Origin of the sequence: Ruegeria sp. HKCCD6604 (genome assembly GCF_013110635.1) — a bacterium.
Classification (GTDB): domain Bacteria; phylum Pseudomonadota; class Alphaproteobacteria; order Rhodobacterales; family Rhodobacteraceae; genus Ruegeria.
Window position 1 is genome coordinate 77,950 of record NZ_WVQW01000003.1, and the last position, 19,265, is coordinate 97,214.

The 19,265-nt window shown below is 58.0% G+C and carries 20 protein-coding genes; 3 read left to right on the plus strand and 17 right to left on the minus strand.

Annotated features, from left to right (window positions below; translation table 11 throughout):
• Nucleotides 1-22: 22 nt before the first annotated feature.
• From GS614_RS10425 to GS614_RS10440, 4 genes are all read right to left on the minus strand, one after another.
• Nucleotides 23-1,825, minus strand: coding sequence for a methanol/ethanol family PQQ-dependent dehydrogenase (locus GS614_RS10425; protein ID WP_171726208.1), 1,803 nt, complete (start codon nt 1,823-1,825; stop codon nt 23-25).
• Nucleotides 1,826-1,959: 134 nt separating this feature from the next.
• Nucleotides 1,960-2,316 carry a cytochrome c family protein gene (locus tag GS614_RS10430; RefSeq protein ID WP_171118314.1) on the minus strand — a complete coding sequence of 119 codons (357 nt, stop codon included), beginning with the start codon at nt 2,314-2,316 and terminating at the stop codon, nt 1,960-1,962.
• A 55-nt stretch (nt 2,317-2,371) separates the two neighbouring features.
• Nucleotides 2,372-3,205, minus strand: coding sequence for an S-formylglutathione hydrolase (gene fghA, locus GS614_RS10435; RefSeq protein WP_216601148.1), 834 nt, complete (start codon nt 3,203-3,205; stop codon nt 2,372-2,374).
• 1 nt (nt 3,206) lies between these two features.
• Entirely contained in the window at nt 3,207-4,319 is a 1,113-nt protein-coding gene (locus tag GS614_RS10440) for an S-(hydroxymethyl)glutathione dehydrogenase/class III alcohol dehydrogenase (protein ID WP_171726209.1), read from the minus strand.
• A 165-nt stretch (nt 4,320-4,484) separates the two neighbouring features.
• Between GS614_RS10440 and GS614_RS10445 the strand changes: the two genes are divergently transcribed.
• Together GS614_RS10445 and GS614_RS10450 are read left to right on the plus strand one after the other, a co-directional pair.
• Nucleotides 4,485-5,099 (plus strand): hypothetical protein, encoded by a 615-nt coding sequence (locus GS614_RS10445; protein WP_171118309.1) that lies wholly within the window; start codon nt 4,485-4,487, stop codon nt 5,097-5,099.
• Nucleotides 5,100-5,128: 29 nt separating this feature from the next.
• Nucleotides 5,129-5,908, plus strand: a complete 780-nt coding sequence (locus tag GS614_RS10450; RefSeq protein WP_171726210.1) for a pentapeptide repeat-containing protein — start codon at nt 5,129-5,131, stop codon at nt 5,906-5,908.
• Nucleotides 5,909-5,913: 5 nt separating this feature from the next.
• Here the strand turns inward: GS614_RS10450 and GS614_RS10455 are convergent, their stop codons facing one another.
• On the minus strand, nt 5,914-6,945 hold the full coding sequence (locus tag GS614_RS10455; protein ID WP_171726211.1) for a quinoprotein relay system zinc metallohydrolase 2: 1,032 nt from the start codon (nt 6,943-6,945) through the stop codon (nt 5,914-5,916).
• A gap of 122 nt (nt 6,946-7,067) precedes the next feature.
• Here GS614_RS10455 and GS614_RS10460 point away from each other — a divergent pair, with 122 nt between their 5' ends.
• The gene (locus GS614_RS10460) at nt 7,068-7,880 is read left to right on the plus strand and encodes a quinoprotein dehydrogenase-associated SoxYZ-like carrier (RefSeq protein ID WP_171726212.1); all 813 of its coding nucleotides are present in this window, start codon (nt 7,068-7,070) and stop codon (nt 7,878-7,880) included.
• Between the two features lie 15 nt (nt 7,881-7,895).
• Here GS614_RS10460 and GS614_RS10465 read toward each other — a convergent pair whose 3' ends face one another.
• The 12 genes from GS614_RS10465 to GS614_RS10520 form a co-directional block, all read right to left on the minus strand.
• On the minus strand, nt 7,896-8,249 hold the full coding sequence (locus GS614_RS10465) for a hypothetical protein (protein ID WP_171229304.1): 354 nt from the start codon (nt 8,247-8,249) through the stop codon (nt 7,896-7,898).
• A 32-nt stretch (nt 8,250-8,281) separates the two neighbouring features.
• Nucleotides 8,282-8,956 carry a hypothetical protein gene (locus GS614_RS10470; protein ID WP_171726213.1) on the minus strand — a complete coding sequence of 225 codons (675 nt, stop codon included), beginning with the start codon at nt 8,954-8,956 and terminating at the stop codon, nt 8,282-8,284.
• Between the two features lie 45 nt (nt 8,957-9,001).
• Complete coding sequence (locus GS614_RS10475; RefSeq protein ID WP_171232387.1) at nt 9,002-11,257, minus strand: PAS-domain containing protein; 2,256 nt, start codon at nt 11,255-11,257, stop codon at nt 9,002-9,004.
• Between the two features lie 2 nt (nt 11,258-11,259).
• Entirely contained in the window at nt 11,260-12,417 is a 1,158-nt protein-coding gene (locus GS614_RS10480) for an FIST N-terminal domain-containing protein (protein ID WP_171726214.1), read from the minus strand.
• A gap of 9 nt (nt 12,418-12,426) precedes the next feature.
• The gene (locus GS614_RS10485) at nt 12,427-13,146 is read right to left on the minus strand and encodes a response regulator transcription factor (protein WP_171118293.1); all 720 of its coding nucleotides are present in this window, start codon (nt 13,144-13,146) and stop codon (nt 12,427-12,429) included.
• 101 nt (nt 13,147-13,247) lie between these two features.
• A complete protein-coding gene (locus GS614_RS10490) occupies nt 13,248-14,438 on the minus strand; it encodes a BatD family protein (RefSeq protein ID WP_171726215.1) in 1,191 nt (396 codons plus the stop codon).
• Nucleotides 14,435-15,109, minus strand: coding sequence for a tetratricopeptide repeat protein (locus GS614_RS10495; protein WP_171726216.1), 675 nt, complete (start codon nt 15,107-15,109; stop codon nt 14,435-14,437). The genes GS614_RS10490 and GS614_RS10495 overlap by 4 nt, the downstream gene beginning before the upstream one ends.
• Entirely contained in the window at nt 15,106-16,005 is a 900-nt protein-coding gene (locus GS614_RS10500; protein WP_171726217.1) for a VWA domain-containing protein, read from the minus strand. Before GS614_RS10500 ends, GS614_RS10495 begins: the two co-directional genes overlap by 4 nt.
• The gene (locus GS614_RS10505; protein ID WP_171726218.1) at nt 16,005-16,964 is read right to left on the minus strand and encodes a VWA domain-containing protein; all 960 of its coding nucleotides are present in this window, start codon (nt 16,962-16,964) and stop codon (nt 16,005-16,007) included. The genes GS614_RS10500 and GS614_RS10505 overlap by 1 nt, the downstream gene beginning before the upstream one ends.
• The gene (locus GS614_RS10510; RefSeq protein WP_171118282.1) at nt 16,957-17,328 is read right to left on the minus strand and encodes a hypothetical protein; all 372 of its coding nucleotides are present in this window, start codon (nt 17,326-17,328) and stop codon (nt 16,957-16,959) included. The genes GS614_RS10505 and GS614_RS10510 overlap by 8 nt, the downstream gene beginning before the upstream one ends.
• The gene (locus GS614_RS10515) at nt 17,325-18,221 is read right to left on the minus strand and encodes a DUF58 domain-containing protein (RefSeq protein WP_371809395.1); all 897 of its coding nucleotides are present in this window, start codon (nt 18,219-18,221) and stop codon (nt 17,325-17,327) included. The genes GS614_RS10510 and GS614_RS10515 overlap by 4 nt, the downstream gene beginning before the upstream one ends.
• Nucleotides 18,222-18,226: 5 nt before the next feature.
• Nucleotides 18,227-19,183, minus strand: a complete 957-nt coding sequence (locus GS614_RS10520; RefSeq protein ID WP_171170130.1) for a MoxR family ATPase — start codon at nt 19,181-19,183, stop codon at nt 18,227-18,229.
• Nucleotides 19,184-19,265 lie beyond the last annotated feature (82 nt).

A 19,265-nucleotide genomic window follows, 5' to 3' on the forward strand; every position in this document is an offset into this window, starting at 1 on the left:
CCGCGCCGGCCGGATCTTTGGCTTAGTTCGGCAATGCGAACACGGTCAGCTGACCGCCCAGCGCGGTATAGTCGCTGAGTGCGGCATAGCCACCCACGGCGCCCAGACCGTCATTCGGGTTGGTCAAACCAGCCGCCAGACCGATACCGGCCCAACCACCGACACCGGACAGAATGCCGATATACTGCTTGCCACCTTGCTCGTACGTCATCACGTTGCCGATGATGCCAGAGGGCGTTTTGAACTTGTAAAGTTCTTCACCTGTCTCGGTATTCACCGCCTTGATGTAACCTTCTAGTGTACCATAGAAGGTGATGCCTCCTGCGGTGGTCAGCGAACCAGACCAGACCGAGAATTGCTCGGGTATAGACCACTTGATCTCACCTTTGATGTTGTCCCAAGCGATGAAGTTACCCATACCACCGTGGCTATCCGGTGCAGGATACATCGCCAGCGTCGCGCCCACATAGGGTTGACCGGCGGTGTAGCTGACACGGAACGGCTCGTAGTCCATGCAAACGTGGTTCGTTGGCACGAGGAACAGACCAAGGTTCGGGTCATACGACGCCGGCTGCTGGTCTTTGGTGCCCAAAGCCGCCGGGCAGATACCGGTCGAGTTCACGTCCTCGCCGTTCTGTTCCGTCGAATACTGCGCAACCACGGCCGGGCGGCCATAGGTTTCGCTGTTGGGATCCATATCGACACCAGTTGTCCAGTTCACAACCGGGTCGAATTTTTCGGCCACCAGCAGCTCACCCGTGACGCGGTCCATGGTGTAGGCCAGACCGTTGCGGTCGAAATGGGTCAGCAACTTGCGCTGCTCGCCATCAATTTCCTGCTCGGTGAGGATCATTTCATTGATGCCGTCATAGTCCCATTCGTCATGCGGCGTCATCTGGTAGAACCATCTTGCCATACCGGTGTCGATGTCACGCGCCATGATGGTCATGGACCAGCGGTTGTCGCCCGGGCGCTGCGCCGGGTTCCAAGTCGATGGGTTACCCGTGCCATAGTACATCAGGTTCTCGTCCAGATCCGCAGAATACCAGCCCCATGTGGTGCCGCCGCCAATCTTCCACTGATCGCCTTCCCAGGTGTTTGTACCCGAGTCCGCGCCAACCGGCTTACCCAGATGGGTGGTCTTTTCCGGATCGACAAGAATGTCCGAATCCGGCCCCATGGAATAGGCCCGCCAGACCTGCTCGCCCGAGTTCATGTCATAGGCCGTAACTGACCCGCGCACACCGAATTCGCCACCCGAGATGCCGACAATGACCTTGTCCTTGATTGGCAACACCGTGGCTGTGTTGGTTTCACCAATCGCCGGGTCGCCATTCTGGACTTCCCAGACGACATCCCCGGACTTGGCATCAAGCGCCACAACCTTGGTGTCGGCCTGATGCAGGAAGATCTTGCCATCTGCATAAGCCACACCGCGGTTCACCGTGTCGCAGCACATGACCGGAATCACGTCCGGGTCCTGCTTGGGCTCATACTTCCAGACGATTTTGCCCTCATTTGCCAGATCCAGAGCATAGACAATATTCGGGAAAGGCGTGTGGACATACATCATGTCACCAATCACCAGCGGTGAGCCCTCGTGCCCGCGCAGAACACCGGTCGAGAAGGTCCAGGCCACTTGCAGATCACCTACATTGTCTGCGTTGATCTGATCCAGTTCGGAATAGCGCTGATTTTTGTAGTCACCCGTCTGGATCGCCCATTGTTTTGCGTTCTCCATCTGGGCAACCAGGTCGTCATTTGCATAGGCCGTGGTGGCCAGTGCAATGGCAATCCCGGAGGTCCAAAGCGATAGATTTTTCATTCAATCTCCTCCCTTTCGTGCAGCGATCTCTCTCTGCATTGCAACACCTCACCCAGGTCGGATTACGGTGTCTGTTGATGCTCGCCCCGACCGACGGTTTTCCGGTCGCTTAGGTGGGAGAGCAATGCGATCTCCTACGACCCGCTGTCCTCAAAGGTCGCAAGATATGCGATGATATTGGCCCGATCGTCCTCTTTTCGCAGCCCGGCGAAGGTCATCTTGATCCCCTTCGCATAGTCGCGCGGTTTCGTCAGAAACGCGTCCAGTTCTTCGGGTGTCCAAACCAGCCCTTCTTCGGACAGCGAAATCAACACCGGTGAATAGCCAAACCCTTCGACGGTTGCGGCCTGACGTCCAACAATGCCGTTCAGCATCGGCCCCACCTTGTTTTCAGCCCCCTCGCCCACCGCATGGCAGGCCTTGCACTTGCGAAAGACCTTCTCACCCGCTTCGGGGTCGCCATCGGCACTTGCGAAGGCGGGGGAAAGCATGAGGCAGGTTGCTGCGAATACCGTTCTGATCACTATCAATCTTTCCTTGTTATTTTCATTGGCTGAGACGTTCCGCGTGCCATTCGACATGGTCGCGCGCAAAACTGTTCACGAAGAAATACGAATGGTCATACCCCTCCTGGATTCTGATCTGTCCGGGCTGGCGGCGCTTGGCCATCATGTTGGCCAGAGCTTCGGGTTTGAGCAGATCAAGGAACTGATCATCCGCGCCCTGATCGATCAGCAGGTCACCTTTCCAGCCGTGCTCTTCCAGCAGCAGCGTGGCGTCATGCGCGACCCAGGTGTTTTCGTCGTCACCCAGATAGCTGCTGAGCTGCTTACGGCCCCAATCCGACCGCGTCGGGTGCGCAATCGGCGCAAATGCCGAAAGAGACCCGAATTTGTCGGCGTTGCGTATCGCGATCGTAATCGCACCATGTCCACCCATGGAATGGCCCGTGATTCCGTGGCGATCCTGCACGGGGAAATTCTTCAGTACAATGTCGCGCAGTTCGTCGACGATGTAGTCATACATCCTGAAATGGGCCCGCCACGGGTCCCGGGTGGCGTTCACGTAAAACCCGGCCCCCTGCCCCAGGTCATAGGCGTCATCATCGGCAACATTGTCGCCACGCGGGGACGTATCGGGAAATACAACCGCGACACCGTAATCCGCGGCCGCCTCCTGAAATCCACCTTTGGTCATCGCGTTTTCATGAGTGCAGGTCAGGCCGGATAAGTACCACAACACCGGCACCGGGCCGGATTTGGCCTGAGGCGGCAGGTAGACGGCAAAGGTCATCTCGCAATCACAGGTCTCGGACGAGTGGGAGTACACGGTCTGTTCCCCTCCGAAACTGCGGTTTTGCGAGATAACTTTCAAACCCATGTCAGTACTCCACGACCGCGCGGATCGACTTACCCTGGTGCATCAGGTCAAAGCCGTGGTTGATTTCATCAAGCGTCAGCTTGTGCGTGATCATGGGGTCGATCTCGATCTTCCCGGCCATGTACCAATCCACGATCTTCGGAACATCCGTCCGGCCCTTGACACCGCCGAACGCGGTTCCGCGCCATGACCGGCCGGTGACCAGCTGGAACGGACGTGTTGAAATCTCGGCGCCAGCGGGTGCCACACCGATGATGATGCTTTCACCCCAACCTTTGTGTGCGCATTCCAAAGCGGTCCGCATCACGCCGACATTGCCGGTCGCGTCAAAGGTATAATCCGCACCGCCGCCGGTCAGTTCGACCAGATGCGCCACGATATCACCACTGACGTTCGAGGGGTTCACGAAATCGGTCATACCGAAATGAGTCGCCATTTCGGCCTTGCCGTCGTTCAGGTCGACACCAACGATCTGATCACAGCCCGCCATGCGACAGCCCTGAATGACGTTCAGGCCAATTCCGCCCAGACCAAAGACCACGCAGCGCGACCCAATTTCGACCTTGGCGGTGTTGATGACGGCCCCTATGCCGGTGGTCACGCCGCAGCCGATGTAACAAATCTTGTCAAACGGCGCGTCCTTGCGCACCTTGGCCAACGCTATCTCGGGCACAACGGTGTGATTGGCAAACGTCGAACAGCCCATGTAGTGGTGGATCGGTGTGCCATCCAACATGCTGAACCGCGTCGTTCCATCCGGCAACAGGCCGGCACCCTGAGTCGCCCGCACTTTCTGACACAGGTTCGTCTTGGGGTTCAGGCAATATTCGCATTCGCGGCACTCTGGTGTGTACAGCGGGATCACGTGATCCCCGACGGCAAGGCTGGTAACGCCTTCCCCGACCTCCAGAACAACCCCGGCACCTTCATGGCCCAGAATTGCAGGGAAAATCCCTTCGGGGTCATCTCCGGAACGGGTAAACTCATCCGTATGACATAGACCGGTCGCCTTGACCTCGATCAGGACTTCACCTGCTTTCGGGCCATCCAGCTCAACCTCCATGATTTCCAGAGGTTGGCCTGCCGCCACAGCAACCGCCGCGCGTGTTCTCATCTCCGTCTGTCCTCCCATGGCACCGGAATCAACCGCAGTCCGGCAGCTTGGGTCGAGTATGGGGGCGAGCACCACGTGCAAACAATTAAGACAATGGTGTGTATTGGGTTGAATGGACTTCGCGCGCACATTTCATGCATGATGTCCGCGTGGAGGAAAGCTGTGATGTCAAACGGCAAGCTGATTGTTTTGGCGCTGGCCTGTCTGGGTGCGGCTGGCCCTGGCTTGGCTGCGGATTTCTCCGATCCAACGTGGCCGTGCATTCAGCGCAAGGTCGAGGACCTGTCGCTGGGCCTCATGTGGCCATATCAGGTTGTTGACGGCGAAACCGCTGAAAACAGTACCGACATCGACGAAATCGCCGGGCTGTTGGCCCTGAGGCGGATCGAACTGGAAGACCTTCGGCCCCAGGTTGCAGAGTTTGCCGCGCGGTACAACGGGGATCCGGATATTCTGGGTCAGGTGTTCCAGCGCGTCTTTGACACCTTGTCCAAAAGGCGCAAGCACATCATCGCGGGGATCGGAGAGTTTTCGCTGAAGCAGATCGATCTGGCCGAAAAGATTGATCTGGCCAGGGTGGAAATGGACCAAGCCCTGTCTTCCGACCCGCCCGACTATGACCGCGTTGACGCCCTGGAAGAGCAGCTGGATTGGGATCAGCTTATCTATTCTGACCGTCAACGCTCGATCACCTATCTGTGTGAAACGCCGCAAATCATCGAACGGCGCCTGTTCGCGATTTCGCAAATGCTGCAACAATTGACCTCAGACCAGGGTTGACGCAGCGCCGGCGGAGGAAGGAGGGACACATGAAACACGTATTGATCATCTTTCTGACGCTGTCGCCCCTCTCGGCCCTGGGCCAGTCCCCACTCAGCGGCGTTGACATGACCCTGCCCAAAATGACCCAAGCGCAAATGACCCGCGCCGATGTCGTGGCCCGACTTGCGGCTGCCACGGCCGACGCCCCTGCCGATTTCACCAGGGTTTGGCTGAACAATCTCGACTTGTCCGGGTTGGATTTCAGCAACGCGATCCTGCGAGCGACATCATTGAACGGCACCAATTTGTCGGGATCCACTCTGGACGGCGCGATTCTCAGCCAATCCTGGATGATCGGTGCCAACCTTTCAGGCGCATCTCTTGTCAGGGCCGAGCTGTTCCAGACTCAGCTCAGCCGGGCCGATCTGAGCGATACGGATTTCACAAACGCCAGAACAGCCGCCGACTTTACCAAGGCCAATCTGAACCGGGCAGTATTCAAAGGGGCGGATTTTTCGGCCGACATGCGCAACCAATCCATGGGGCTTATGCGCGGCGTTCTGTCCTCGGCTCGTGGATCGGACGTGGATTTCACTGATGCGCAAATGTCCCGCGCCGATCTGGAATTTGCCAAATTGCCCAACGCCAATTTCACCAATGCCGATTTGTCGATGGCAACATTGGGCGGGGCGGACCTGACAGGGGCCACTTTGTCCGGTGCCGATTTTACGAATGCCGATTTGACGGCAACGCGGCTGACTGATGTTCAGGGCGCAGATCAGGCCAATCTGAACGAAGCGAAAAACCTGGATCGGGCCATTCGCTGACCGGGCTATTCCCATTCAAGTTCGGTGAATGCGACCGTTGCATTGCGCGGGTTGTAGGCGTCAAACAAGTCCCAGTGCACCGCTTCTTCCTGAGCGATCGTTTCAACCGCATCCCCCAACCGCTGACCACTGTCGATTGCTTCGCGCGTGTCGCTTTCCAGTACGTTCAAATAGCGCATCATATCCTCGGCCCCTTCAGGCCACGCCAGGATCGGCCCACCATGGCCCGGCACGATTTGGGTGACCTCAAGCCCGGTCATCTGTTTCAAGACGCGTTGCCAGCCGATCAGTTGACCATCTAATGCCGGGGTGTGCCGGTGAAATACAAGATCGCCGGTGAACATGACGCCGGTGTTTGCATCCATGACGGTCAAGTCATTCCCGGTATGTGCCCGCGGCCAGGCCCGCAGGATCAGTTTGCGCCCACCCAGATCAATCTCGTGCGTGGTTTCGACGGCGATGTCGACGGAAATCGGCCCGACGCCCACATAGGCGCTTTCGCCGATCGCGGCGCTCAGGCTTTCGACATAGTTGCCCAACCGGTCCAGCAACGCTCGCTCCAGCCCCACATGGCCAACAACCTGCGCACCTGAAAGGACCAAAGGCTCTGTGCCCAATGTGTGATCGGGATGCATGTGAGTCAAAATTACGTGACTGACCGGCTTGTCCGTCTCGGCCCGAATGGCCCGCCAGACAGCCTCGCCTATCCATGGTGCCGTTCCCGTATCAATCACGGCGACACTGTCCTGGCCAATGACAAACCCGATATTGGACACGTCGCCCAGATTGTCCGCGTCGGGTTCCGCTATCAAGCCGCGATGCACGAACAGACCCGGCGCAGCTTCTTCAAATTCCAGAGCCTGGCCAATGGGTTGACAATAGGGCGCACCGCTGCGCCAATCTGACAGCGGCGGAGGAGTTGTTATCAGCTTCTGCTCGCATTCAGCCTGGGATCGGGCTTCGTAACCCGGCAAAAGTTGTTCTCTGCAAGGCTCTGTCGCAACCTGGACGCATAGCAAAATCACGGCTTCAAACATGGCAGCCCTCCGACCGGAACATTGGCATAGATCTCTGCCCGAACCACCGCGCCTTTCGTCGGCATGTATTTTCCCCGCATTTTGTGGCACATTCTCGGCCACCGGTTGCCGGAGGAGACACCATGGCCAAAGCACTAGCACCCGCAGCGATCCTTTCTCTTGCGCTGTCCCTGCCGGCATGGGCACAGCAGCCGATCAAAAATCCGCTGGTCGACAGCGAAACCTGGAAGGACCTGCAATACGATGTCGTGGGCGACGCCCAGATCGGGAACGCGGACACGCTGCTTGCGCTGGACGCCCCTTACCGGGCGCATGATGCCGCAACGGTGCCGATCGTTTTGAAACAGCTTGATCCCGATGTCCGGATTTCCGCTGCTACAGTCGTGATCGACGAAAACCCGGCCCCGATCGCAGGCGTCTTCAGCTTTTCACCGGCCATGGGTCAGTTGGATTTCGAGATGCGCGTTCGCGTGAACCAATATTCGAATGTCCGCGTGATCGCTGAAACGCCTGACGGGCTTCAAATGACAGGCCGGTTTGTCAAAGCATCGGGCGGCTGTTCGGCACCGGCCAGCAAAGACCCAGAGGTCGCATTGGCGTCCATGGGCAAGATGAAGCTGCGCAGCTTCGGGGAAGAGGCGCAGATTTCAACATCACGCCGAGAAGCTCAAATCATGATCCGCCACCCGAACTATTCCGGCCTGCAACGCGACCAGGTCACGCAACTGTTCATCCCCGCGCATTTCATCGACCATATCGAAGTCTGGCAGGGGGATGAGTTGCTGTTCACGATGGATGGCGGCATCTCGATCTCGGAAAACCCGGCTTTCCGTTTTGCCTACAATGACAACGGCTCGACCATGTTGACGGTCAAGGCAACGGATACCGAGGGCAACACGTTCGAAAAAGACCTACCCAAAGCTACGGCCAGCTGACGGACGAGCCTGCTTTTATCGGAAACAGACAACCTCGGCTTCGGCCTGCGCCCGGCGCAGGTCAGCCACCATGTTTTCGGCCAGTACCGCGCTTTTAAAAAACGCCATACGCTCTCCCCCGACCCGACGCATCGACAGAACAGTTTCCGCCTGTTCATATTGCTCATACGGCAGGATCGAAGCGATCAAATCGATCGAGCAGGAACACCTGTCCAGCATCTCGCGGGTTTGACCGTTGGTGACCATGCATGCAAACACGTAATCCGCGCGCGCCGCGGTCGGGTAGTCATTGAGCCGATCCGCAACGCTTTGTGCTGACGCTGCAATGGGCGCTGCCAGAATGCCCGCGACCAGCGCTTTAAAGGTCATGCGGCTGCGTTCCCGAATTTGGCCTGACGTTTTCATTCGCGACCCTCCTGCATTCCTTCAAACCGCATTTCCGATCGATAAACGGCCGTGCCGTCACGTTCGGAAACAGCCTCCGCCACAAGGCTCAGATACCAGCCCGGAACCTCTTCTGACACCGTGACGCGAAGAACCAGGTCTCCGAACCCTTGCATCCGATCGCGGTTCGGATCCTCGGCGAAAGGACGCATGAAAATGGTCCGAACGGGGATGGTTTTGCCACCAATCGCCGCCTCGCCCTCGACGATCTCGGCAGGTTGAACCAGCGCATCTTTGATACGGTTTCGGATGTAAAACGGGCTGCCTCCGGCGGACTCGGCCATATCCCGGATGGCGCTTTCATAGAAAACCATGATCATCGGATTGCCGACGCTGGCCGGAAAAACACCCATGGCGCGGTGTTTGTCATCTTGGCGAAATTCAAGATGGGCCATCTCGTTCCCGTCATCCGAAAAACTGAGAGAGATAAGACCGGTATCACGTTCCGCCGCATCGGGTCTTATCCGGTTTGTGACGGTACGCTGATAGATCAATTCCTTGTCACGTTCGATTGTGTCCAGAACGCCATTTTGGAACAGCAAATCATAGGCTTGCTCGGCATCAACCGATGCCGCGGATACGGCATTCAAACTCAGAAACACAACGGCGATGCCGCAAAGAAGCCTTCTCATGACCTGGCCCTCCCAAGGATGAGAGTATGGGCAAATCGCCCCATGTCATCGCCGACTTTTGTCGGTGTTGAGCGTTTGCGCGTGCAGGGCATTCTGTATTTTCCAAAAGATCAAAGACCGCAGCCGAGGCAGCTTGACCGGTTTCGCCATAACCGAAATTTCATGCCGCAATCCGTCTTTGCGCAACGCTTCGCTGCGATCAGCCGTGATCAGAATCGCCGGAACTTGAGTCTGCGTCATCTCTCGGATCCGGTGAATGGCCATCACGCCAGTTTCCCCATCATCCAATTGATAGTCGGCCAGAATGATATCCGGGGGCATTCCTATGTCTTTTATGAATTGCAGCGCTTCTTTCGGTGACCGGGCCGGCAGAACACTGGCGCCGTTCTGTTCCAGCCACTGCGTTGTTCCAAAAAGAACGTCACGGTCGTTTTCAATCACCAGAATGATGAAATCCAACGGCACGTCGCCCGTATTGGCCAGAAGATCCAAGGGTTCGATGGTGCTTGGCCCGGTTTCGACCCTGTCCATTTCTATGCTGAACACTGAACCAATCCCAGGTTTGGACCGCAGCGACAGCTTATGACCCAACAACCGGCAGGCGCGGTCCACGACGGACAAACCCAGCCCCATGCCGGACCCCAATGGCACGTTTTCGGCCCGCGTGAATTCCTCGAACACGCGCTCCTGGTCTTTGCGTGCGATCCCGATACCCGTATCCCAGACCTGCAAAATGACCTTGTCGCCGCGCCTGCGGCACCCCACCAGAACCCGACCACCCGGTTCGGTATACTGTATGGCATTCACGACCAAATTCTGGATCGAGCGCAACAGATAGACCGGGTCGGATTTCACGATTTCCGAACACGGAACCACATCAAGCGTCACATTCTTGCTCTCGGCCACCAGCGTTTGGTCGCCCTGTATCCCTGCAATCATCGTAGCAAGGCTAACTTCCGTGGGTGAGACCGTGTCCGGGTCAGCGGTTTCAAGCCGCGATATATCCAGCAATGAGTGCAACAGTTGTTCAGCAGATCCAAACGCACCATCCAAACGCTCCATCATCTCATGAAGCTCTGTCTCACGCGTGATCTCCAGCAGGGTCGAGATCATAAGTTTTGCAGCATTGATCGGTTGAAGCAGGTCGTGGCTGGCGGCCGCAAGAAATCGCGTCTTGGAAGAAACCGCAGCTTCGGCGCGTTCCTTTGCGATCCGCAGAGCCTCTTCCACCCGCGCTTTTTCTTCGTATTCCTGAACCAGCTTGGCGTTGGCATGGGTCAACTCTGCCGTGCGTTCCATAACCCGGTTTTCCAGGGTTTCGGTCGCGCGTGCTTCGAAAGTCACGTCTTTCAGTTCGACCAGAAAACCACCATCCGGCAGTTGGTTGACCTGAATGTCCAATACGCGATCTGATCCGTCGCGCACACGTTTGCGCAACCAGCCTCGGCTTTTCAGCTCGTGTTGCCATTTGCCGATCCTGAGTTCATCATCGGCCTTGATCAACCCACGCGCCCGCATCAAATCCAAAAGCGTTTGCACTGGCATATTTGCCTGCAAGACGGAAAGCGGCAGGTTCAGTATTTCCCTGAACCGCGCATTGTGCATCATGATCTTAGTATCTGATGAAAACGTGCAAACGCCTGAGCTCATGTTTTGGAAAACCGCCTTAAGGTAGTCCTCCTGACGGTCGATAAGGGTTTCTTTCTCATCACGGTTTCTGCGAACAACGGATGTGATATCGGTCAACAGAATGACCACATTCTGAGGCGACGTGTATTGTGCGCTGAGTTGATACCAACGATCCCCACGCAGTTCGATCACGTCGCTGGACACCATCCCGGTATGGCAATTGCGCTCAAGCGTATCCAGCATTTTCGATATGCCATTGTCGGACGATACGAATTCGGGGCTGTTCTGCACCAACAGAAAAAACCGACCCAGGCTGAGGCCGGGCCCGACAATATCGGACATATCCGGGAAGATCGCCTGAAACAGCTCGTTACACAGATTCAATTCACCATCAGTGAACAGCGCAAACCCTTCTTCCATGGAAGACAAGGCCTTGACGAGGCTCTTGCGGGTTTGTTCGCGTTCGTATCTGGCGCTTTCAAGTTCGGTGGTCGCGCGTTCCAGATCGCGACTCTGCTTCATCACCTGCTGCTGCAACTCTATCGCCGATTGAAACGCCAGAAAGGCGGACGGGCCTACATCTTTCTGACGGTTGGCGCGCCGCATCAGCGCATCAATGATCTTGGCCTGTTTGGATATCTGGATCTCTGGCGGGTCGTCCGGATTAAGCATGGTCAGCTCAGTTCCCGCTTTTCGGGTTCAAAGAAAGCGACCCCTACAAAGGTCTGGTTCATGTGTACGCCGGATTGCTGCTCTCCGTAGGTGTTGAAGCCAACCACCCGGTGGGATTGCAAAACATCCGAAACCTGTTTGCTCAACTGCTTCTGTTCGATTTCGAGTTTCCGCAGAATACAGTCGAATCCAAGAATGAAATCCGGGGCCGCGCCGGTGTTGTCGCGCACATTCAGTCCAGCTTCGAGCGTTTCAATGATCTCCTTCCCGCGCCCCAGTGTCATGATAAGGCCGTCATCGATCGCCGCTAGAAAAGACAGGGATCCCCCCTCCATCGGTTCACGAATGGCACGCACATAGTAATTGAGGTTCTGCCTGAGAAGCAGCGGGTTTTCCGCGAATACCAGTGGCGAAAGATCTTCGGCCGCACACCCAACCAATCGTGCATATTCCTGCGCTGCCGGCGCCCCGTTGATCTCATACACCACGCGTTCTTCCGGGTTGGCGTCGGTGATGATGATCTCTGACCCGATGGGCAGGAAATGATCAAAACCGATACCCTGAAAACCAAGATTGGTTTCAATCAGCAACAGGACGGCAGCATTGTTGTGCGCACTGCCACCGTGAAAAACGAACGTCTCTTCATATTGAAGGCCGTCCCCGGCAGAGCCGCCGAATATCGGCAATCCATCCAGAACGGTTTCCAGCGTTGAGACCAGCAAGTCTTCCTGCTTGGACAATCCATCCGTAAACACCAGCGCCAGCCTGTTCCACCCCGCCGTGTGGCGGAATCTTTCGGCCAGTCGCTGCGCTGCGGCAGCGATCTCCATTGAATTGAGCGGCCTGAGCGACTCGAACAAAACGGACGAACACCGAAAGTTGGACTTTGGAAAGGCCAACAGCAAAAGCGCATGCGATTCATAACCCGATCGCGTGATTTGACCTGCGGTGGTGCAGCCAAAGACTGGAACACCCGCAAGTCTTCTGTTCAGGCAACGTGACACCTCTGCCGGGTCAAGAGTGCTGGGGACAAAGGCCAGGACAAAGCAGGACGACAGACTATCGATTTCCGCGCAGGCTTCTTCAACGGCGGTCGTCGGGTCCAAATCATCGGAACGGCCAATCACAATGAAATTCGGTTCATGCTCCAGATCCCGCATGTGTCCCCCCTAGTGTTGAAGAAAGGATTTGACCTCCGGTTCGTGTCGCGACTGTCTGGCGACAACCGAGTCGACCAGAACAGCGGCCTGGGTCCGGTTGCGCACCCCAAGGCGGCGCAGCAAAGCGGTGATATGTGCCTTGACCGTCGCCTCTGCCAACGACAGCTCATATGCAATCTGTTTGTTGGATTGGCCCACGCAGATAAGCTTGAGAATTTTGACCTGCTGCGGCGTCAGTGATGAAAGCTCGGGGCTGGATTGGTAGACGGTGCTTTCGGAGGGCTTCAGCTCTTCGACGCGGTTGTATTCGGTGGGTACGTATCTCCGCCCAGAGGTGATCTCCTGAATGGCGTGTTTCAGGGTTTGCGCCGGCGTATCTTTCGGCAGAAATCCCATCGCACCGTGGTCCAGCAAAGATCTTACCAGCTCTCCGGATGCCAAGGACGATATCACCAGAACCGGCGCATTCGGACAGCGCTGCCGTAGCTGCTGAAAACCCGAGATACCCGTTACGTCCGGCAATTTCAGATCGAACATGATCAGATCGGGCTTGAAGCCTGCGCCAAGTATTTCAAGTGTCTGCTTCAGCGTGTTGGCTTTTTCAATTCGGCAGTTCTCGAAGCTCAGCTGCAACGCCGCGGCCAACGCATCGCTGAACAGCGGATGATCATCCACGATAAGCACGCTGGACACCTGGTCCACCGGTTTAGGGCATCCCGCAATGTGCATTGCTTCTCCTCCGACAGGAAAGGTACAGCATTTCCCGATCAGTTCAACTGTTTCATTTTGAGACACGCGAAAGATACCATAGATAACAAATGCTTGATGACTCAGCCGGTCTGGTTCCTGAGGAAGACCCTGGCAAACGCGTTCAAATCGGGCGCCGCAGCATTGGGATCAAAATACTGCCTGTCAAAGTCTTGCATGTGTTTGAGTCGACTGGATGAAGGGCCGTCGCGGCGCAGGATGGCAGAAGCCGCTTGCCGCAGCCTGTCTGCGCGACCAGACTTGGCACTGCGTCGCAATTCCCGGGCCAACGGATCAAAAACCCCAAAGCGGCGCAATGCCCTTGAAACGGCCAGTTTGTGACCGGACAGCCCCAATCCCAAACCGGCCAGAAAAACGACAATGGCGATTGCGGCCATTGGCCAACCCAACAGCGTTGCTGGTGGCGCATCTGCCTCTGCGCCGCCAAGGCCTGCGTTTTCGATGGCCGTGCCATAGGCAATGCGTTGTGGTGAGATGACGACCTCTCGGGTTTCGCGGGCCACGGTATCAAAGTAACTGAATTGCAAGGGTTCAACGATGCCGGACGTGTCGTTCGAGGGGCGTATGGTCCAGCGCCAGAACGCATGGGTGACCGGCCCTTCCGGGGTCAGCTCGACAAGCCGTTTCTCAGGATGCGCGAAGATCAGGGCCGAAGGCGAGGTCAACTCGGGCATGGGCGGGATCATCTCGGGCGTCGCGCCCAGGGCTTCCAGTCGAATGACGCGCAAGACCCCCTCACCCGGCGCAAGTTGATCCGGCGCATTCGACCACTGATCCGAAATCTGCAATTTGCGAACCGGAAACCACCACTCCTTAGTGGCCGGGGCTTGCGCCACCTGAATGGTCAGCGGCTCTGATTGAATCTCGTGTTCGAACCAGTCGTCATTTTCGTCTGTCAGGGTCAACCTGTGCACAAACGGACCAATTGTAAGCTTGCCTGCCTCGACAGGATAGATCGCCATCCGTCGGGTGAACACTTTGTATTTCCGGCCATTGATCCTTTGCTCCGACCAGCTGTCCGGGCCCAGTTGCGCCCAGCTGAACCCATCCAAGCGGGGTTGGATCAGCTCTTCGCGCGTGATGTGCCGACGATAGACACCACGGATCGTCAACAGCACCATCTCTTGGGTGAACGGAACCGGGGCATTGTCTTCGATGGCAACTTCGATCAACGCCTCGGACGGCAGCACTGTTTTCGACTGCGCCAAAACCTGCATCGGAAATGCAATAAGAAGCAGAAACAGCCACTTCATTCCGGGTTCTCCGCTTCTGGAGGCGAAAGACCAAGCTTTGCCCGGCGTTTGTATTCGTGTGCGATCCGGGCCGCCATGAACTCACCCGGAACATCGGAAAGCTGATTGAGCCAGCGCAGATCGGCAACCATGAACTTGTCATCAAAGATGCGGCGCACGCCCAGTTGCCCGCGACTGTCCAATTCCGCCAGTCCCAGCATCGTGTTCGCGTTCGTGACCTCACTGCCGGTTCCCGCCGCCCGCGCATTCCCGCGCGCGACAAAACTGTCGGCCTTGGGGCCGGATTTGCGTTCGGGGAAAAGGCTCAACGCCTCTGGGGTGATCTGCTGCCCTGCGTAATAGGCGGCCAGCACATCGAAATTCGCCTGAGCATCCAGGTTTCCCCTGGCCATGGCCTGATCATAGGCTTCCAGCGCGGCGGCCAATTGGCCGGTCCGGGCGTAAGCATTGCCGAGGTTGTAATGGTTCCCGGCGCGCTCGAAAGCACTGGCCGCTTTGTCAAAAACGCCCGCGCGGTAGAAGGCAACACCTTGCCAGTCAGGGTCGGAAAACAGCTTTGCAGCCATTGGATACAGACCGATTGCCAATGTGACGCGGCCAAATGGGGCAGCGCCGCCCAGCGCAAAGGCAACGGCAATACAAGTGGCACCTGCAATCGCGAACCACCTCATGCCCCTTCCCTCCAGAACAAAAACAGCAGGGGGAGCAATGCGAAATACAGCAAGTACCGCCCCAGATCATGCCAGAACAGCACCGGATAGTCCGCCCGTATCAAGCGGGTTGCGGCATCATCTGCCAGCCAATTGGCCAGATCATCTGACTGGTCCAAAGTGAAGACAGCGCCACCGCCGAGCGCGGCGTGGGTTTGGATTTGCGCAGTCGTGGGGTGAACCGACACCAAGGACACGCGCACCCCTCGTGCGGCAAGCAATGCGACCCGCTGCAATGAGGGTGATCCCAGCCCGTCCCCGTCAGTGAACAGGACGACGTCCCCGGCCAGGATGCCCGCCCCTTCCATCCGCTGCAACGCCAAAGCCAGCGCGCGTTCGGGTCGCGATCCCTTGTCCGGAACGGTCTGACCGTCGACAAGCGACAGCGTTTGACCCAATTGGCGGTGATCGGTGGTCATATCCGTGGCGACATAGGCATCACCCGCGTAAACGATGATGCCGCCGGGGCGGGACCCAAGCGCACTGACACCCAAACGCCCCATGCTCAGCAGTTGCGGCCAGCGGTCGTCTTCCGCCACGCTGTCTGATGCATCCACAAGGAACAAAACGCCATCCAGGTTGCGATAGGTCTGCGCGTCGCGCCGTTCGATTGCCGGGCCGGTCAGGGCAATCGCGACGATCCCGGCGGTCAGAAGCAAGGCGGCTGGTTTAACCGGGAAGGAGCCGCCTTCGATCCGGCCGATCGCGGCCATCGCCTGGACAAGCTGCGGGTCGGTGATCTTGTCCCAGGCTCCGAACCCTCCGGCACGGGAAAGCAACCACCACCCTGCCCCGCAGATGGCAGGCAGCAAAAGCCCCCAGACCGGTCTGAGCAGAGTGACATCCATCTCAATCATCACGCTTGCCTCCACGCCGCCAACAGGGCAAGCGCTGCCGCCATTGCTGCGGGCCAGGTCCAAAATGATCGGTAGACCTCGGCCGTAAGGCCCGCGCTGTCCGTCGCTTCCAGCCGATCCAAGGCTTGAGTCACGTCGACAAGATCATCGGTGGTTTTGACGCGAAACGCTTCGCCGCCGGAAATTTCGGCAATGGCGCGCAGGGTTGTCGCATCGACGACGCCGCGCTCACCAGGTTCGGCGCTTTGCAGGTCTTTCGGGCCCAGAGCAATCGTATGGACCCGCACCCCGATCTCGGCCGCCAGTTCGGCCACGCCACCGGGATTCGTAGCGCCCGCGTTGTTCACCCCATCCGACAACAGAATGACGACCCGCGACGCCGCCTGGCTGTTGGCAAGGCGCTTCAAAGCAAGGCCCAGACCATCGGATATGTTTGTCGCACGGCCTGAGATACCGATCGTGGCCTCTTGGATCCGTCGCGCGACAGCCTCGGTATCGAAAGTGAAAGGCGTGGCGAAATAGGCTTCGGATCCGAAAACAATCAAGGCCACCCGGTCGCCGGCGCGGCGTCGGGCGAACTCGGATCCAACGCGTGTCACCGCTTGCAAACGAGTGATCTGGCGCCCATCGAGAAAAAAATCCTCCCGCACCATCGATCCCGAAAGATCCAGAACAATCGCAAGGTCCCGTCCGGACACTTTCAGGGCGTTGACGGGTTGCAGTTGGCGCGGACCGGACAGTGCAAAAATCATGAGCCCCCATATGATCCACAAAATCAGGAGGTCCGCCAAAGTCCGGGTCCTGGCCTGAGCCTGTGGGCTGGCCGCCATAAGCATTCCGCCTATGCGGTCCGGAACTGGGAACCCCCGCTCGAAAACCGGCCGCGGCTTGACCAAACGTGTGATGACAAGAGGCAATGGCAGCGCCAGCAAGATCCAAGGGTCAGCAAGCTCAAACACGACCCGCGACCTCCTCTTGCAGGGTCGCCAGATCCGGTTCGCCGCCGGGTTGATAAAGATCACCCGTCAACTCTGCATAACGCTTCGGATTCTGAGCGCGCAGTTTGTGCAAAAGAGCCACCCTGCGGCGATCCACGGACCACCCCGGTTGTTCAGCAGATTTATCAGGTGGATCCGGCCGCCTGTTTGCCGCGGTCCTGACGCTCAGCAACCGCAAGATGGCGACACAGCCGACCGAGGCCAGCGCCGCGATACCAAGAACAGCCGCGTATTCCGCAACCGCCCCGCCTGCGGCCTCGGCGGGCAAATGGATATCCCGCAGGCTGGCCAGCATCGTGGCTTCAGAGAGTGCTTTCTCACTCATGCCACATATCTTGCCGCGAAAACCGACGAAATGCGACGAGAGGTTTGTTCGACCGGGTCACTGGCATTCAGGACAAGCGCGGGATGTGCTGCCACCCGCTGAAACGCAAGTTCACCGGCAGGCTCTGCCCGGGCCAGATAGACCCGCTTTTGCCGCCCATCTGAAAGGCGGATCGGATACCAGCCTCTTGGCATCTCATGCGCTTTGCTTTCGGTCACAAGAAGCAGTCTGGGGGTGCGGCGATGATCGAGCCGGTCCAGCACGTCCGAAAAGCCCTCTCCCTGCTGATCGAAGCCAGACGCGATGATAATCTCGGCTCCCGTCGGCGTCAGGCGCTCAACGCCGGCAAGTGCCTGTTCCAGCGTCCAGCTTTCATCCTCACCTTTTTGCAGCGCGGTCAGACTGCGCGCATGAGCCTGAACCAGGCCACCGATCACGTCCAGCATTCCGCGCGTTTTCCCTCTCAACGGTACGATGACGGGTGCGCCGGCGGTAAGCGCCAAAAGACCAACACGCCCGCCGCTTTCAACCATGAACCACCCGATCAGGGTCAAGGCTTCGGCGGCAGCGACTGACAGAAACGCCCGCTGGATGCCCCAGAACATCGGTGCACGAAAATCCGCAACCAACAGGGCGACGCGGTCCTGTTCCTCCTGAAACTGCCGGATATGCATACGCCCCGTGCGGGCGGTTGTTCCGCGATCCAAATGACGAATGTCATCCCCGTCCACATATTCGCGCACATCTGCAACCTCGACGCCCTGCCCGCGCTTTCGGGTCAGAAATCCTCCGGGCAGGGCCGTCATTGTCGGGTTGCCACGGTCGGTCAATGCGATATGCCGCAATGCAATCAAGGCCTCGGTCGTCAGGCGAACCCCCGCATGTGCCAGCACCCCCGTCACAGCGGCTCGACCGCATTCAGAATTTCGGCCACCAACTCGCGCGGCTTTTTCCCATCTGCAACGGCTCTCCAGGTCAGCACCATGCGGTGGGCCAGCGCATCGGGCGCAACAGCGGCGACATCTTCAGGCAGGGCGAAATCCCGGCCCCGCAGATAGGCGCGCGCGCGCGATGCGGAGGCCAGAGCCAATGACCCGCGCGGCGAGACTGCGTGTTCAATATATTCGGAAAACGGACCTTCACGGGTCGCAAGCACAAGCCGTACGATATAGTCCCGCAATTCTGGCGCGACGTGAACCGACTGTGCCTCGGTACGGGCAATCTTCAGCTCCTCAAGCGTCATCCGCTGCGCGTCCGGAGGCCCATTCCGGGTTTCGGCGATGACCAGATCAAGGATCTCACGCTCCGTTTCCAGATCCGGCAATGTCAGTACGACATGCAGAAGAAACCTGTCCAATTGCGCCTCGGGCAAGGGAAAGGTTCCATCATGTTCAATGGGGTTCTGGGTCGCCACGACCAGAAAGGGATCCGGCAGGGCGTATGTTTCATTGCCAACCGTAACCTGATGTTCTGCCATGGCCTCCAGCAAGGCGGACTGCACCTTTGGCGGCGCGCGGTTGATCTCGTCAACCAGCACCAGCGTGTGAAACACCGGCCCCGGAACAAACTCAAAGCGGCCTTCCTGAGGCTGGTAGACTGGTGTTCCGGTCAGATCAGAAGGCATCAGGTCAGGTGTGCATTGAATCCGGGCAAAGCCGCCCTCGACAGCGTTTGACAGCCATTTGACCGCCCGTGTCTTCGCCAGCCCGGGCGGACCTTCTACAAGAAGATGGCCACCTTCCAGCAGCGCGATCAAAAGGGAGTCCACCAGATGCGCGTGACCGATAAGCCCCTGCGACAGGTACGCGGACAATCCCGCAATGGCGCGTGGCGGGTTTTCAGGCCTCGTATCCATATGTCCTCCCATAGCCTCTGAGGGCGCATTGCCTGCGCTCAGGCTACCCGGAGTCACCCGCCCGACAAAACACGTCAGATGG

What these genes read in the sequence shown, in the direction of transcription:
- GS614_RS10480 (WP_171726214.1), bottom strand. Translation starts at nt 12,417, where the DNA reads ATGCGGGATCTGGAGCATGAACCGAATTTCATTGTGATTGGCCGTTCC.
- GS614_RS10460 (WP_171726212.1), top strand. Translation starts at nt 7,068, where the DNA reads ATGGCCAAAGCACTAGCACCCGCAGCGATCCTTTCTCTTGCGCTGTCC.
- GS614_RS10485 (WP_171118293.1), bottom strand. Translation starts at nt 13,146, where the DNA reads ATGCACATTGCGGGATGCCCTAAACCGGTGGACCAGGTGTCCAGCGTG.
- fghA (WP_216601148.1), bottom strand. Translation starts at nt 3,205, where the DNA reads ATGGGTTTGAAAGTTATCTCGCAAAACCGCAGTTTCGGAGGGGAACAG.
- GS614_RS10500 (WP_171726217.1), bottom strand. Translation starts at nt 16,005, where the DNA reads ATGATTGAGATGGATGTCACTCTGCTCAGACCGGTCTGGGGGCTTTTG.
- GS614_RS10450 (WP_171726210.1), top strand. Translation starts at nt 5,129, where the DNA reads ATGAAACACGTATTGATCATCTTTCTGACGCTGTCGCCCCTCTCGGCC.
- GS614_RS10425 (WP_171726208.1), bottom strand. Translation starts at nt 1,825, where the DNA reads ATGAAAAATCTATCGCTTTGGACCTCCGGGATTGCCATTGCACTGGCC.
- GS614_RS10445 (WP_171118309.1), top strand. Translation starts at nt 4,485, where the DNA reads ATGTCAAACGGCAAGCTGATTGTTTTGGCGCTGGCCTGTCTGGGTGCG.
- GS614_RS10520 (WP_171170130.1), bottom strand. Translation starts at nt 19,183, where the DNA reads ATGGATACGAGGCCTGAAAACCCGCCACGCGCCATTGCGGGATTGTCC.
- GS614_RS10430 (WP_171118314.1), bottom strand. Translation starts at nt 2,316, where the DNA reads ATGCTTTCCCCCGCCTTCGCAAGTGCCGATGGCGACCCCGAAGCGGGT.
- GS614_RS10465 (WP_171229304.1), bottom strand. Translation starts at nt 8,249, where the DNA reads ATGACCTTTAAAGCGCTGGTCGCGGGCATTCTGGCAGCGCCCATTGCA.
- GS614_RS10470 (WP_171726213.1), bottom strand. Translation starts at nt 8,956, where the DNA reads ATGAGAAGGCTTCTTTGCGGCATCGCCGTTGTGTTTCTGAGTTTGAAT.
- GS614_RS10495 (WP_171726216.1), bottom strand. Translation starts at nt 15,109, where the DNA reads ATGAGGTGGTTCGCGATTGCAGGTGCCACTTGTATTGCCGTTGCCTTT.
- GS614_RS10475 (WP_171232387.1), bottom strand. Translation starts at nt 11,257, where the DNA reads ATGCTTAATCCGGACGACCCGCCAGAGATCCAGATATCCAAACAGGCC.
- GS614_RS10510 (WP_171118282.1), bottom strand. Translation starts at nt 17,328, where the DNA reads ATGAGTGAGAAAGCACTCTCTGAAGCCACGATGCTGGCCAGCCTGCGG.
- GS614_RS10440 (WP_171726209.1), bottom strand. Translation starts at nt 4,319, where the DNA reads ATGAGAACACGCGCGGCGGTTGCTGTGGCGGCAGGCCAACCTCTGGAA.
- GS614_RS10490 (WP_171726215.1), bottom strand. Translation starts at nt 14,438, where the DNA reads ATGAAGTGGCTGTTTCTGCTTCTTATTGCATTTCCGATGCAGGTTTTG.
- GS614_RS10455 (WP_171726211.1), bottom strand. Translation starts at nt 6,945, where the DNA reads ATGTTTGAAGCCGTGATTTTGCTATGCGTCCAGGTTGCGACAGAGCCT.